Annotated in this window: 14 protein-coding genes; 4 read left to right on the forward strand and 10 right to left on the reverse strand. The window is 71.9% G+C overall.

Features of this window, described 5'->3' with window-relative positions:
- Positions 1–98: 98 nt before the first annotated feature.
- From WEB03_RS15675 to ychF, 3 genes are all read right to left on the reverse strand, one after another.
- Positions 99–1,523: an ABC1 kinase family protein gene (locus tag WEB03_RS15675; RefSeq protein ID WP_368071858.1), complete on the reverse strand. Its 1,425-nt coding sequence runs from the start codon at positions 1,521–1,523 to the stop codon at positions 99–101.
- Between the two features lie 92 nt (positions 1,524–1,615).
- Entirely contained in the window at positions 1,616–1,804 is a 189-nt protein-coding gene (locus WEB03_RS15680; RefSeq protein WP_368071859.1) for a hypothetical protein, read from the reverse strand.
- Between the two features lie 52 nt (positions 1,805–1,856).
- On the reverse strand, positions 1,857–2,948 hold the full coding sequence (gene ychF, locus WEB03_RS15685; protein WP_368071860.1) for a redox-regulated ATPase YchF: 1,092 nt from the start codon (positions 2,946–2,948) through the stop codon (positions 1,857–1,859).
- A 176-nt stretch (positions 2,949–3,124) separates the two neighbouring features.
- On the opposite strand from ychF, the gene nucS reads away from it, so the two are divergent.
- The gene (gene nucS / locus WEB03_RS15690; RefSeq protein WP_368071861.1) at positions 3,125–3,784 is read left to right on the forward strand and encodes an endonuclease NucS; all 660 of its coding nucleotides are present in this window, start codon (positions 3,125–3,127) and stop codon (positions 3,782–3,784) included.
- A gap of 2 nt (positions 3,785–3,786) precedes the next feature.
- Positions 3,787–4,743, forward strand: a complete 957-nt coding sequence (locus tag WEB03_RS15695) for a DUF2804 family protein (RefSeq protein ID WP_368071862.1) — start codon at positions 3,787–3,789, stop codon at positions 4,741–4,743.
- Positions 4,744–4,755: 12 nt separating this feature from the next.
- On the opposite strand, the gene WEB03_RS15700 is transcribed toward WEB03_RS15695, so the two are convergent.
- Genes WEB03_RS15700 through WEB03_RS15710 form a run of 3 tightly spaced genes read right to left on the reverse strand, consistent with a single transcriptional unit; the run spans position 4,756 to position 7,504 of the window.
- Complete coding sequence (locus WEB03_RS15700) at positions 4,756–5,301, reverse strand: NUDIX hydrolase (RefSeq protein WP_368071863.1); 546 nt, start codon at positions 5,299–5,301, stop codon at positions 4,756–4,758.
- The gene (locus tag WEB03_RS15705) at positions 5,298–6,707 is read right to left on the reverse strand and encodes a class I adenylate-forming enzyme family protein (RefSeq protein ID WP_368071864.1); all 1,410 of its coding nucleotides are present in this window, start codon (positions 6,705–6,707) and stop codon (positions 5,298–5,300) included. Before WEB03_RS15705 ends, WEB03_RS15700 begins: the two co-directional genes overlap by 4 nt.
- Positions 6,704–7,504: a chlorite dismutase family protein gene (locus WEB03_RS15710; RefSeq protein ID WP_368071865.1), complete on the reverse strand. Its 801-nt coding sequence runs from the start codon at positions 7,502–7,504 to the stop codon at positions 6,704–6,706. Before WEB03_RS15710 ends, WEB03_RS15705 begins: the two co-directional genes overlap by 4 nt.
- Positions 7,505–7,587: 83 nt before the next feature.
- Here WEB03_RS15710 and WEB03_RS15715 point away from each other — a divergent pair, with 83 nt between their 5' ends.
- Positions 7,588–8,022 carry a CBS domain-containing protein gene (locus tag WEB03_RS15715; RefSeq protein ID WP_368071866.1) on the forward strand — a complete coding sequence of 145 codons (435 nt, stop codon included), beginning with the start codon at positions 7,588–7,590 and terminating at the stop codon, positions 8,020–8,022.
- A gap of 29 nt (positions 8,023–8,051) precedes the next feature.
- Here WEB03_RS15715 and WEB03_RS15720 read toward each other — a convergent pair whose 3' ends face one another.
- The 4 genes from WEB03_RS15720 to WEB03_RS15735 all read right to left on the reverse strand — a co-directional run bounded on the left by WEB03_RS15720 (position 8,052) and on the right by WEB03_RS15735 (position 11,404).
- On the reverse strand, positions 8,052–8,663 hold the full coding sequence (locus WEB03_RS15720) for a 2,3-diphosphoglycerate-dependent phosphoglycerate mutase (protein ID WP_368071867.1): 612 nt from the start codon (positions 8,661–8,663) through the stop codon (positions 8,052–8,054).
- A gap of 68 nt (positions 8,664–8,731) precedes the next feature.
- On the reverse strand, positions 8,732–10,093 hold the full coding sequence (locus tag WEB03_RS15725; protein ID WP_368071868.1) for a M15 family metallopeptidase: 1,362 nt from the start codon (positions 10,091–10,093) through the stop codon (positions 8,732–8,734).
- Between the two features lie 140 nt (positions 10,094–10,233).
- On the reverse strand, positions 10,234–10,629 hold the full coding sequence (locus WEB03_RS15730) for a hypothetical protein (protein WP_368071869.1): 396 nt from the start codon (positions 10,627–10,629) through the stop codon (positions 10,234–10,236).
- A gap of 28 nt (positions 10,630–10,657) precedes the next feature.
- Positions 10,658–11,404, reverse strand: a complete 747-nt coding sequence (locus WEB03_RS15735) for a hypothetical protein (RefSeq protein ID WP_368071870.1) — start codon at positions 11,402–11,404, stop codon at positions 10,658–10,660.
- Between the two features lie 130 nt (positions 11,405–11,534).
- On the opposite strand from WEB03_RS15735, the gene WEB03_RS15740 reads away from it, so the two are divergent.
- On the forward strand, positions 11,535–14,351 hold the full coding sequence (locus WEB03_RS15740) for an aconitate hydratase (protein WP_368071871.1): 2,817 nt from the start codon (positions 11,535–11,537) through the stop codon (positions 14,349–14,351).
- Positions 14,352–14,355 lie beyond the last annotated feature (4 nt).

The following is a 14,355-nucleotide window of genomic DNA, read 5'->3' on the forward strand; positions in this document are numbered from 1 at the left end:
CGACGGTTCCACCTCGCGGCCCCGGTCCTCGACCGGGGCCGTGACGCGTCCGAGGTCGTCGCGGCCGTGGGCGCAACCCCACCCTCGTCGGCGCGCCCTCAGGCTGGTGGGTCGACCGCCGGTTCGCGGGTCCGCCACCACTGCGCGTCGAGCTCGCCGAGGGCGGTCGCAGGACCGCCACCGCCTTCCAGGTACTCGTCGCGGATGGCGCGCCAGTCGCCGCGGGCGCCGAGGCGTGCGAGGACCGAGTTCAGGCCCCACTGGATGCGGTTGAGCAGGAGGTAGTCCGACGGGAGGTTCAGCCGCCGGACGACGTCGGCGAGGGGGCTGCGAGGGTCGGCGGAGGAACGGATCACCTCGGCCGCGAACTCGGGCGTAAAGGTGAACGGCTGGTCAGCCAGGACGGGCTTGGTGTACAGCCGGAACCACTCGTAGACCGCATCCCCGTCGACCTTGGCGCTGCGGGGCAGGAACCCCGCGTCACGGAGGGCGGACAGCGCGGCATCACGGTCCGACAGCGCCATCGCCGCTTCGATGCGGCGCATCGACGCGTAGCGTTCGCGGCTGAAGAGCTTGACCGACCCGTAGTCGAGGAACGCGACCGTCAGGCCGTGTTCACCCTCCTCGATGAGGTAGTTGCCGGGGTGCGGGTCACCGTTGAACAGCCGGAAGCGTCCGATCGACCCGAACGCGTACCGGAAGATGATCTCACCGACGCGCTGCCGATCCTCGTCGGTCCCCTCGGCAACGAGCTGATCGAAGGTGCGCCCGTAGATGCGCTCGGACACCAGCACCTGCTGGCGGCACAGATCGCCGACGATGTCGGGGACGTGGATGAAGGGGTGCCCCTCGTAGCGGTTGGCGAAGGCGCGCTGGTACTGGGCCTCGCGCTCGTAGTCGAGCTCGTCGAACACGCGCTCGCGGAGCTCGTCGAGCAACGGCCCGATCTCCTGGTTGGGGGACACCAGGCGGGCGAGGGGTGCGAACGACTCGGCGTTCTTGAGGTCGGCGCGGACGGCGTCGGCGACGCCGGGGTACTGCACCTTGACCACCACGTCGCGGCCGTCGTGGAGCTTGGCGGCGTGCACCTGCCCGATCGAGGCGGCCGCGAGCGGGGTCGGGTCGAACGACGCGAAGACGTGTTCCGGTCCCTCGCCGTACGACTGGTGGAGGACCTCGTCGATCGCACCAGGATCGAAGGCGGGCGCCTGGTCGCGGAGGGAAGCGAGCACGTCGTGGTAGGTGCTCTGCACCTCGGGCGGCAGGTCGAGGTCGACGAAGCTCAGCAGCTGGCCGAGCTTCATCGCCGCGCCCTTCATGTCACCGAGGACCTCGGCGAGGTCGGCGGCGACACGGGCGTGGAGCTCGGCCTCACGCGGGTCGCCCCCGGCGAGCCCACGTGCCTTCGAGGTGGCGACCCCGGCGGCGCCCTTCGCGCCGGCGCGGGCGAGCCGAGCACCGCGCTGCAGCCGGCCGCCGAGCGAAGCCCGGCTCCTGCTGGCGCCATCGCGTTCGTCGCTCACGTGCCGGTCCCTGTCGTCACGGTCACCGCGTGCGGCGGGACCTCGACACGATGGTGCCCGAAGCGGACGCTGTCGGCCGGGTGGCCGTCAGGTCACTCGGCCATCTCGGCCAGCGGGTTGCCCTCGGCGCGAGCGTCGGCCAAACGGGTCGCGAGGGCATCGCGCCGGTCCGCGGACAGGCAGTCGCAGCCGACCTCGTGGCTGGTGTAGTGCTTCACGTCCATCCGGTGGGTCGGGCAGGCAGCGACCTCGAGGCGGGTGATGGGTTCGGAGCGGGCCACCGTGGGCCTCCTCGTCGGTCAGGGTTGTGGGGTCGAACAGCTGCGGTGACGCTCAGACGTTGAACCGGAAGTGGATCACGTCCCCGTCGGCGACGACGTACTCCTTGCCCTCGATCCGCAGCCGGCCCGCGTCGCGCGCGGCGGCCTCGCTCCCGAGGCGGTCGTAATCGTCGTAGGCGATGACCTCGGCCTTGATGAAGCCACGCTCGAAGTCGGTGTGGATCTCGCGCGCGGCGCGTGGTGCGGTGGACCCGCCGGGCACGGTCCACGCCCGCGCCTCCTCGGGGCCGGCCGTGAAGTAGGTCAGCAGCCCGAGCAGCCGGTAGGCCCTGTCGATGAGCCGCTCCAGCCCGGAGCGCTCCAGGCCGAGGTCGGTCAGGTACTCCTGGCGTTCGTCGCCCTCGAGATCGGCGAGTTCGGCTTCGACCTGTGCGGAGATGACCACGACCTCGGCCGCTTCCTCCTCGGCGAGCCGGCGCACGACCGCGACGTGCTCGTTGCCGTCCGGGAGCTCGTCCTCGGCGACGTTGGCGGCGTACAGCACCGGCTTGGCGGTCAGCAGCGACAGCTCGCGAGCGACCACCGGGGGGAGTTCGCCGCGGAAGGTGCGGGCCACGGAGCCCTCGCCGAGGTGGTCGCGGAGCGCCTCGATGACGTCGCGTTCCCGGATCGCGTCCTTGTCGCCGGTCCGCGCCGTCCGGTTGGCGCGTTCGAGCCGCTTCTCGACGGTGGCGAGGTCGGCGAGGACGAGCTCGGTGGTGATGATCTCGACGTCGCGGGCCGGGTCGACCGAGCCGCTGACGTGGACGATGTCGTCGCTCTCGAAGCAGCGCACCACGTTGCAGATCGCGTCGACCTCGCGGATGTGGGCCAGGAACTGGTTGCCGAGCCCCTCGCCCTGCGAGGCGCCGGCCACGAGCCCGGCGATGTCGACGAACTCGATCGCCGTCGGCACGACCTTCTTGGACGCGGCGAGCTCCGCCAGGCGGGTCAGACGCGCGTCGGGGACGGCGACGACCCCGACGTTCGGGTCGATGGTGCAGAACGGGAAGTTCGCGGCCTCCGCACCGGCCTGGGAGACGGCGTTGAACAGCGTCGACTTGCCGACGTTCGGCAGCCCGACGAGTCCGACCTGCAGCGCCACGGGAGCCTCGGAGGGGAGGGGGAGGGGTGGAGGGACGACCACGACGGTCCGCCGACGGGTCGACCCGCGAGGGTAGCGGCGAGGCGGTGCCCGCCCGGACGCCGTCGCGCCGTTCCGTACCGGCTCGGGGCCACTGGTAGCGTCCCGGAGCATCTTCGTGCTCGCCAGGAGGCCCCGTGCGGCTGGTCATCGCCCGCTGCTCGGCCACCTACGTCGGCCGGCTGTCGTCGACCCTGGCACCGGCGCTCCGGCTCATCATGGTCAAGGCGGACGGGTGCGTCGCCATCCACGCCGATGTCGGCGCCTACAAGCCCGTCAACTGGATGAACGCGCCCAACACCCTCGCCGAGGACGCCGACCGGTGGGTCGTGACCAACCCCAAGGGCGAGACGCTGACCATCGAGTTCGAACGGATCGTCTCCGACACGACGGTCGAGCTCGACACCGAACGCGGGTTGACGCTCGACGGGGTGGAGCGGGAGCTGCAGGAGCTGCTGGCCGACCACCCCGGTCACCTCGAGGACGGCCTCACCTGCGTGCAGCGCGAGTTCCGGACCGACCTCGGCCCGGTCGACCTGCTCTGTCGCGACGTGGACGGCGCTGCGGTGGCGGTCGAGATCAAACGGATCGGCGAGATCGATGGCGTCGAGCAGCTGACCCGGTACCTCGAACGGATGCAACGTGACCCGCTCATCGCGCCGGTTCGCGGCGTCTTCGCCGCCACGGTGATCAAGCCACAGGCCCGCGTGCTGGCCGCCTCGCGAGGCATCGGGTGCGTCGAGGTCGACCTCGCCCGGCTGCGCGGTGAGGACGACGTCCACCTCCGCCTGTTCTGACCGTGTCCGCCCCCCTCCCGCTCCTGCCCGCCGGTCCGCGACTCGTCCGCGGCCTGGTCGCCGGAGAGGTCGCGATCGACCCGGTCCCACGCGCCCCGCGACGCGGTCGCGTCCGACGGTGGTGTTACGTCGCCGCCGGGGACGGCGACACCCTCGTCGGCGCCGCGGTGGTGCACCTCGGTGTCGCCGGTGTGGCCTTCGCGTTCGCGCGGGTCGGCGGCGTCCAGGGCACGTGGGACCTGACACGTCCGCTCGCCCGGGGTGTCCGGGTCGGTGAGGTGCCGGCGGGGGGCGCCGCGGTCCGAGCCGGAGAGGCTCGCCTCGAGCTGCACCCGGACGGACGCATCGACCTCGACGTCCCGACCCGGACGGGCCGTCTCCGCGCGGACGTTCGCTCGGAGGGCACGATCACGCCGGCGGTGCTCTCGACGCGCACCGAGGCCGGAGGGTGGAACGTGACCCGCAAGGCCGCAGGGATGCCGGTCACCGGAGAGGTCCAGCTCGGAGCCGGGCCGACCGTCGGTCTCGCTGCGGACGCTGGCGCGTGGTCGGATTGGACCGCAGGCCGGCAAGACCGGCGCACGACGTGGCGGTGGGCGGCGGGTGCCGGTTCGACCGCTGACGGACGACGTGTCGGCGTGAACGCGTCGACTGGGATGAACCGCCGCGAAGCGGGGGAGGACGTCGTCTGGTGGGACGGCGTGCCCCACGCGTTGGAGTTGACCTCGCTAGCGGCCACCGGCGACGTCGCGGTCGATCCCTGGCAGGTCTCGGGGCCAGGCACGTCGCTGCACCTCGAGCCGCACGGTTCTCGCAGCGCGGACGAGCGGCTCGTGGTGGCGACCTCCCGGTACGTGATGCCGTTCGGTACCTGGACCGGGAGCCTCACCGACCCGGACGGACGAGCTGCTGAGGTCCGTCTCGCGGGGGTCGCCGAGGACCACCTCGCCGTCTGGTGATCCCGCCGACCCTCAGCCGGAGTGGCGAAGGGCGCCCTCGACCGCTGCCGCAACGCTGCCGTCGCCGATCCGACACGCCTCCTCGGCGGTGAACCAGGCGACGTCGGCCGACTCGCCCGCGTCCGGTGCGAACGCGTCAGCGCCGTCGGCGATCAGCAGGTAGCGCAGGTCGAGGTGCAGGTGGCCACGAGGTCCGGGGTGGACGTCGACGTGGATCAGCCGCGGCCCGTCGTCGGGGTGACGGGCGGCCAGCCCGGTCTCTTCGCGCGTCTCGCGCCGTGCCGCGTCGGGTGCCGACTCTCCGGGGTCGACGTGACCGCCCGGTTGGAGCCACAGCCCGAGCCGCTTGTGGCGGTGGAGGACGACGCGACCGCGGTCGTCGACCACGATGGCCGACCCCGTCAGGTGCGTGGCGTCCGCGTGCTCGTCGAACGGTCGGGGGAGCCAGGTCGCCAGCGCGCGGGTGCGTCGCAGCGACCACGTCTCGGTGGGTCCGTGCGGCACGTGCGCCGCGAGCTGGTCGAGGACCTCGGTGAGTCGCGCCTCCCGGGCGGTCACGTCGGGCCCCACGGTCCGGCGACGGCACCGGCCAACCCGATGCGTCGGATCTTGCCGGTCGGCGTCCGGGGCAGCTCGTCCACGATGGCGACCTGCTTCGGGACCTCGGCCGCGCGCAGGCGATCGGACAGCTGGTGGCGCAGGAACGCGGGGTCGAGTTCGACGCCGGCGTGCGCGACGACGGCGGCGACGACCTGCTGCCCCCAGTCCTCGTCGGGGATGCCGAAGACCACCGCTTCGGCCACCCCGGGGAGGTCGAGCAGGTGACGCTCCACCTCGGCCGGGTAGACGTTCACCCCTCCGGAGATCACCAGGTCGCCGGGCCGACCGGCGAGCGTCAGGCGGCCAGCGGCGTCGAGCGACCCGAGGTCGCCGACCGTGAACGCATCGCCGTCCCACGCCGCCGCCGTGCGGGCGGGGTCGTCCCAGTAGGTGAACCGAGCGTGGGTGGGAGCCTCGCACCACACCGTCCCGATCTCGCCGGTCGCGGCTTCGCCACCGTCCACGTCCCGGATCCGCAGCCGTCGGCCAGGTCGCGCGGTCCCGACGGTCCCGGGGGCGACCTCCCAGACCTCCGGAGGGCAGACGGTGAACTGGCCCTCGGTGGAGCCGTAGAACTCCCACGCGCTGCTCGCCGGGGTGAGCTCGAGGGTCCGTCGTTTGAGGGGGACCGGGCAGGGTGCCCCAGCGTGCGCGAGCAGGGTGAGCGACGCGAGGTCGTCCCCGGTGACGTCGGGGAGCGCGAGCAGACGGTGCAGGTGGGTCGGGACGCAGAAGAGCGAGGTCGGACGCACCGCCCGGAGCGCGTCGCGCCACGCGCGCGCGTCGAAGCGAGGCAGGACGGCGACCTCGCCACCGAGCAGCGCCGTCACGAGCGCGAAACGCAGCGGCCCCGAGTGGTAGAGGGGTGAGACCACGAGGTGGCGGTCGCCGTGACGCCCGCCGAAGGCCAGGTGCTCGTCCTCGGTGACCTCCCGGCCCCAGTCGGGCTCGTGCACGCCCACGTGGACGCCCTTGCGACGCCCCGTCGTGCCGGACGTGTACGCCATCGGCCGCGTACGGGGCCAGGACGACGCCGGATCGGTCCCCGGCAGGGTCGCGATGCTCGCCGGGTCGACCTCGTGTACCGGGACGTCGAGCTCCGCCGGGGTCGAGACCACCAGCGTCGGATCGGCGAGGATCGCGGTGGGGCGGGCGTCCGCGACGATCGCGCGCCGTTCGCCCGGGGGGAGGTCGGGCGGGAGCGGGACGGCCACGACCCCCTCGAGGCAGGCGGCCGCGAGGACACCGAAGGTCGACAGGTCCTGGCCGAGCTGGACCACCACGCGGTCACCGGCGGTGGCACCGGTGCGCCGCAGCAGGGTGACGCCACGGGCGATCGCGGCCGCGGTCGCGCCGGTGGTCACCGGGCGCTGCGGTCGAGACCGATCTCGGTCACGAGCTCGGCGGGGGACCGGCGGATGCCGACCACGAAATCCCCGAACTCCGCGTAGCGCGCGGAGGCCTCGTCGTAGCGCATCGTGTAGACGATCTCCTTGAGGTCACCGAGGTCGTGGGCGAACAGGGTCACACCCCACTCCCACTCGTCGAGCCCCGTGGAGCCGGAGACGAGCTGCAGGACCCGCCCGGTGTACGCGCGACCGCTCTTGCCGTGGTCGTGCATGAGGCGCTTGCGCGCGGGGAAGTCGAGCGAGTACCAGTTGTCTGGCGCCTCGCGACGGTGCGACATCGGGTAGAAGCAGGCGACCTCCCACGCGGGCATCTGCGGGTGCAGCTTGTCGTCGGTGTACGTGGCCATCCGTTCGACGAACTGCTCGACGCGCTGCTCGAGATCGTCGCCTGTGACGCCTTTGGCGGTCATCTCCTTGCGGTACTGCTCCCCGGTGGTCACGTACTCGCCGCCCTCGGTGAGCGACAGGTAGGACCAGGTCAGCTCGAGCGCTGGCGCCGCTTCGCACGCCTGGACGTCGGTCTGGAGCGCGCGGAGCCGGGCCAGATCCGGGTCGATCCCCATCAGCATCACGTCGGCTTTGTGGCCGATCGCGCTGAAGATGTGGAGCTGCGAGTCCTCCTGCCACCGCATCAGCACGTCGACGAGATCCTTGGCCGCACCGGGCGGCAGCGAGGGGACCTCGGCGTGGTCGACGGTCAGGAACAGGTGGAGGACGGGCCAACCCTCACGGGCGGTGACGGCTTCGGTCACGTCGGAACCTCGATGGACGGGTGGCGACGAGGCTACCGCGGTGCCATGCTGGGCTCGGAGACCGCGTCGAGAGGGGAGACCAGATGAGCGAGTCCATCGAGCGGGTGTTGGCCAAGAAGGGCAGCGACGTCCTGACGGTCGCCCCGGACGATTCCGTCGGCGAGGCGGTCCGCAGGCTCGCCGACCGCAACGTCGGCGCCGTCGTCGTCCTCGACGGAGGGAGCGTCGTCGGCGTGATGTCGGAACGGGACGTCGTCCGCCGGCTCGCCGTCGACCACGACGTGCTCGGGTTGCCCGTCCGCGACGTGATGACCTCGCCGGTGACCACGTGCACGTCCTCGTCCACCACCGACGAGCTCGCGCGGACGATGACCGACGGTCGGTTCCGTCACGTCCCGGTCGTGGACGACGATCAGCTCGTCGGGATCGTGTCCATCGGTGACGTCGTCAAGCGCCGGCTCGACGAGCTCGAGATGCAGACCGAGCAGCTGACGGGGTACGTGTCCGGCACCTACTGAGCCACCGGCGGCGCGCCGTCCCCGATCGGTCAGCGGTCGTGCAGCTCGCGTGAGCGGACCGTGCCGTCGGCGTCCAGCTCGTAGACCAGAGGGATCCCCGTCGCGAGCTCGAGCGCCAGCACGCCCTCCTCGTCGAGGTCGTCGAGCTGCATGACGATCGACCGGTTGGAGTTGCCGTGGGCGACGACCAGCACGTCCTTGCCCTGGCGGATGTCACCCAAGATGGCGCGGTCGAAGAACGGCAGCGTGCGCGCGGCCGTGTCCTTCAGCGCCTCGCCGTTCGGCGGCGGCGTGGCGAACGAGCGGCGCCACGTGTGGACCTGCTCGTCGCCGTACTTCGCGGCGGTGTCGGCCTTGTTGAGCCCCTGCAGGTCGCCGTAGTGACGCTCGTTGAGCGCCTCGTCACGGATGACCGGCACCCCCTCGAAGCCCGCGGTCTCGATGATGATGTCGAGCGTGTGCTGCGCCCGCGACAGCCTCGAGGTGTACGCCACGTCGAACGACATGTCGCGGAGCCGCTCACCTGCGGTGCGGGCTTCCTCGCGACCCTTCTCGGTCAGCGGGACGTCGACCCAGCCGGTGAACCGGTTCTCGAGGTTCCACAGCGACTGGCCGTGTCGGACGATGGCGAGCGTGGGCACGTGGCAGGCTCCGGGACGGCGTTCTTCGGTGCCGCGAGCCTACGGGTCAGCGGGTGGACGGCACCTGCTCAGCCGGTCGGGACGATCCGGGCCAGCTCGAAGTGCATGCCGTCGGGGCGCCGCCAGTGCCCGCCCCACTCGAAGCCCCACCGCTCGAACACCTCGACGACGCGGCGGTCCATCTTGGGGGTGGCACCGAGCCAGTTGTCACGGGTGTTGAAGTCGATCGCCAGCCCCCAAGCGTGCATCGAGAGCGGCTTGCTGGGGTTCCAGTCGATGTGCCGGGCGACGAAGCAGCCCGCGAACTGCGACGGGTCGAGGTGGGGGTACAGGTCGCGCTCGATGAGCTCCTCAACGGCCGCGAGCAGCTGGGGGACCATCACCCGGTGGCAGGAGGTGGCGGACATCCCGGGCAGCTGCACCCGGGTGATGTTGCGCGCCACCCAGTCGCCGTGGATCGAGATGCGCCCGTCGGCCCGGCTGGTGTAGCTGAACGGTTCGATCTTGCCCGAGGGCGTGGCCTGCGTCGTGCGCCGTTCCGCGACGGGAGGCGCGGACTCGCGGCGCAGTTCCACCTCGCCACCGGTCGCGTCCGCGAGCGCGGTGCCGAGCGACTCCGGGTCCTCGCCCGCGGCGACGATCAGGGTGTTGGGGCCGGCCGCGCCGAGGAGGCTGGCCACGTCGACGGGGACGAGGACGTCGGCGATGGACGGGGCACCGTTGGCGGCGAAGGCACCGATGCGGACGGGCACCGTGGCTGAGTCGGTCCGCAGCAGGAGGGTGCTCCCGAGCTCGAGACCGTGTGCCTCGGCGACCTCGTGAGCGACCAGGACGTCGCCCTCCGAGAAGCGCTCCCAGACGGCATCAGCCCCCGCGGTGACCTGCGGGGCGAGGGGCCGGAAGGTGGAGCCGTCGACCCCGAGCAGGGACAGGTCGGTGGGTTCGTCAGCACCGGTGTCGGCCTGGGCGGTGAGGGCCGCAGCGGGGGCGACGTGGGTGGCACCGACGAGCGCGTCGGTGAGCGCGTCGAGATCGACGGTGTCGCTGCGGACGATGAGGTCGGCCGGGACCACCTCGTCCTCGCTGAGGTCGCCGACCGGGCTGCCCTCGAACGGCGTCAACTCGCGGACATCGGCATCGGGGCTGGGGCCCATCTCGTCGGGGTCGGCGCCGAGCGAACGACCCGCGTCGAGGAGGCCCTCGAGCTCGGGCGCCGCCGCGTCGACGACGACCGTCTCCTCCGGCACGTTGGTCGCCGTGGCGGCGGCTGACGTCGTGGTCCCGAACGGAGGGGCCGGCGAGGTGTAGGTGGTCAGGGTCGCGAGCGCGAGCAGGCCCACGACCAGCACCACCAGCGGACGGTCGACGTGGCGGAGGGCGGCGACCGCGCGTCGCGCGGTCCGTCCCCATCGCTCCTGCAGCTCCCGCACGCCGCTCCCGTCCGTCTCCGTGGGGACGCGCACCTGCGCCGTCCCACCCTCAGAACGCATCGGACCCCGTCCCGGTGACGCGCACCTCCAGCTGCGCACCACACCGTGCGCTCAGCGCAGCGGGTCGGCCGAACGGCGTCTCACGCCACCTGCGAACGCGTCTCGACGCTACCGCCGCGGATGGTCCCGCTCGCGATCCCGCCCTGGACGAAGGTGGGCGCCAAGCCTGGGGCCAGCCGGGAGCCCGTCAGCTCGGAGAGGGGCAGGACGCGCGGGAACGGCGCCTCGGGCGACGGGTCCGCCAGCGACCGCTCGAGGATCATCGCGTCGTAGTGGTCGCCCACCCGCTCGGGGGTGTTGGCGTTGAGCACGACCTCGTGGCCCCACTCGACCGCATGTCGGCGCAGCCCGGCGATCCGGGATGCCCGCGGCGCGTAACACTCCGCGGCGACACCGTTGCCGGAGCTCACCCAGACCCCATCGTCGGTGTTGAGCACCAGGCTGACCGTGCCAGCCGTGTGCCCCGGTGTCGCCACGAGCGCGACCCCCGGCCCGAGCTGGACGTCACCCTCGGTGAGCGCGACGCGGGTCGAGGTCGCGGAAGGTGTCCGGCTGGTACCAAGGTGCCTGCAGCGGGTGGAGCTGGTGCAGCGAGGACCACTCGCGTTGCGACGTCACCAGCGTGGCGTTCGGGAACCAGCCCGCCAGGGGCTGGTCGGGCTCGCCGAGGTCGCGGGCGGGCCGGGTGGTCCCGAGGACCCGCCGGAGGTCCTGGGCCTGGAGGTGGTCGGAGGCGACGTAGTCGACGTCCGCGGGATCGATACCGAGCGCGCGCAGGTGTCCGCGCACGCTCCCGTGGGTCGTGGTCAGCAACCGGTCCGGAACCGCCGTGCGTGGCCCGAGCTGCAGCGCGGCCGGCGTGGTGGCGGCACCCTCGCGGTCGAAGGCACCCCACAGCAGCGTGCGGCGGCGATCGGTCGTGCCCCGGGTGCGGCCGCGCCGGGCCGGCTCGTCCCACTGGACCACGAGGAAGCGCGCCGTCAACCAGACGAGGGGAACGGGGGACCGCGCAGCCCTCCAGAGCCCGAAGACGCTCGGGTACGGGAAGGTCACGAGCTCGCCCGTCGCCACGCCGCCGACGACACCGGACGCGGTGACGGCGCGCTTGAGGTCCGGAGCTGCCTCGACGATCGCTGCCAACGCCGCGCCGCCGGGGCCGTCGCTGACGGCTGCGCGGACCTCGGCCATCGGCCCGATCGGTGCGAACCGGTCGGTCGTGTCGATGGTGGGCAGGACGGTGCCGTGACGCACGTGCGTTCCCTCCGTCGCCCGCGCTCGGCTGCTGCGAGCCGGTCGCAGGCTACCGAGCAGGGGGTCGAGGGGAGGGCCCCTCGCTCCTCGGCTAGCTTGGGGGTCCCGACCGCCCATCTGGGAGCCCACCGTGACCCGTGACAGCTTCGGCGCCAAGGACCACCTCGAGGTCGACGATCGGACCTACGAGATCTTCCGACTCGACGCGGTCGAGGGTGCCGAGCGGTTGCCGTTCAGCCTCAAGGTGCTGCTCGAGAACCTCCTGCGCACCGAGGACGGCCAGAACACCACCGCCGACGACATCCGGGCGCTCGCCGCGTGGGACGCGGCGGCGGAGCCATCGACCGAGATCCAGTTCACCCCGGCCCGGGTGATCCTGCAGGACTTCACCGGGGTCCCCGCGGTCGTCGACCTGGCCGCGATGCGCGAAGCGATGCGCGACCTCGGTGGCGATCCGTCCCGGATCAACCCGCTGGTGCCGGCCGAGCTGGTGATCGACCACTCCGTCGTCGCTGACGCCTTCGGCACCTCGGATGCGCTGCAGATCAACATCGACCTCGACTACGGACGCAACCGTGAGCGGTACGCGTTCCTGCGCTGGGGCCAGACGGCGTTCGAGGGTTTCAAGGTCGTGCCACCGGGGACCGGGATCGTCCACCAGGTCAACATCGAGCACCTCGCCCGCGTCGTGTTCGGCAACGAGCGCGCCGACGGGCTACCGCAGGCGTACCCCGACACCCTCGTCGGCACCGACTCGCACACCACGATGGTCAACGGGCTCGGGGTGCTCGGCTGGGGCGTCGGCGGTATCGAGGCCGAGGCGGCGATGCTCGGTCAGTCCGTCTCGATGCTCATCCCGTCGGTGGTGGGCTTCAAGCTCTCGGGCCAGCTGCCCGATGGTGCCACCGCGACCGACCTCGTCCTGACCATCACCGAGATGCTCCGCGAGCACGGGGTGGTCGGCAAGTTCGTCGAGTTCCACGGCCCCGGCGTCCCGGGCGTCCCGCTGGCCAACCGCGCCACGATCGGGAACATGTCGCCGGAGTACGGCTCGACGGCCGCGATCTTCCCGATCGACGACGAGACCCTGCGCTACCTGCGCTTCACCGGGCGCAGCGACCACCAGGTCGCCCTCGTCGAGGCGTACGCGAAGGCCCAGGGTCTGTGGCACGACCCGGACCACGAGGCCGACTACTCCGAGTCGATCGAGCTCGACCTGTCCACCGTCGTGCCGTCCCTCGCCGGGCCGAAGCGCCCGCAGGACCGGGTCAGCCTCGATGACGCGAAGCGTTCCTTCCGGGTCGCCCTCGACGACTACGCCTCCACCCCCGAGCACGGGGACCTCGACGACGCGGTCGAGGACACCTTCCCCGCGTCGGATCCCGTCTCGGTCTCCGCCAACGGTCACGAGGACGCCGAGGACGCGCCGCACCACCAGCAGGGGTCGGCTGCTGCCGATCGACCGTCGAACCCGGTCGAGGTCACGCTCGCCGACGGCAGCAGCTTCGAGCTCGATCACGGGGCGGTGACGATCGCGGCCATCACCTCGTGCACGAACACCTCGAACCCGAGCGTCATGATCGGGGCCGCGCTGCTCGCCAAGAAGGCGGTCGAGGCGGGCCTGACCCGCAAGCCCTGGGTCAAGACCACGCTCGCGCCGGGCTCGAAGGTCGTCACCGACTACTACGACCGCTCGGGGCTGACCCCCTACCTCGAGAAGCTCGGCTTCAACCTCGTCGGGTACGGCTGCACCACGTGCATCGGCAACTCCGGGCCCCTCATCCCCGAGGTCAGCGCGGCGGTCCAGTCCCACGATCTCGCCGTCACCTCGGTGCTGTCGGGCAACCGCAACTTCGAGGGCCGCATCAACCCCGACGTGAAGATGAACTACCTCGCGTCCCCGCCGCTCGTGGTCGCCTACGCCCTGGCCGGGTCGATGGACATCGACATCACCACCGAACCGCTCGGCACCGGCAGCGACGGGCAGCCGGTGCACCTCGCTGACATCTGGCCCTCCCCGCAGGAGATCCAGGAGACCATCGACAGCTCCATGCAGTCCGAGACGTTCACCGAGGAGTACGCGTCGGTGTTCGAGGGCGACGAGCGCTGGAAGGCGCTGCCCACCCCCGAGGGCGACACCTTCGACTGGGACCCCGACTCGACCTACATCCGCAAACCCACGTTCTTCGACGGCATGCCGTCGGAGGCCGAGCCGGTCGAGGACATCGTGGGGGCGCGGGTGCTGGCCAAGCTCGGCGACTCGGTGACCACCGACCACATCTCCCCGGCGGGTGCGATCAAACTCGACTCGCCGGCGGGTCGGTACCTGACCGAGCACGACGTCGAGGTGTCGCAGTTCAACTCCTACGGCTCACGCCGCGGCAACCACGAGGTCATGATCCGCGGCACCTTCGGCAACATCCGGCTGCGCAACCAGCTCGCGCCGGGGACCGAGGGCGGTTTCACCCGCGACCTCAGCGACGCGGGGGACGGCGAGGTGATGTCGATCTTCGAGGCCTCCGAGCACTACCAGGCCGAGGGCACCCCGCTCGTGGTCCTCGCGGGCGCCGAGTACGGGTCCGGATCGTCACGTGACTGGGCGGCCAAGGGCACGGTGCTGCTCGGGGTCGAGGCGGTCATCGCCGTCAGCTACGAGCGGATCCACCGCTCCAACCTGATCGGGATGGGCGTGCTGCCGCTGCAGTTCCCCGACGGTGAGTCGGCCGAGTCGCTCGGTCTGACCGGCGAGGAGACCTTCGGCATCTCCGGGGTCACCGCGCTCAACGACGGCTCCATCCCGGCGACCGTGGCCGTGGTGGCCCGCGGCGCGGGCGGCAGCGAGGTCAGCTTCGACGCGCGGCTGCGCATCGACACGCCCGGTGAAGCGACCTACTACCGCCACGGCGGCATCCTCCAGCACGTGCTGCGCTCGCTACGGGACGCCTGACGAC

Origin of the sequence: Nitriliruptor sp. (genome assembly GCF_040882075.1) — a bacterium.
Classification (GTDB): Bacteria; Actinomycetota; Nitriliruptoria; order Nitriliruptorales; family Nitriliruptoraceae; genus Nitriliruptor.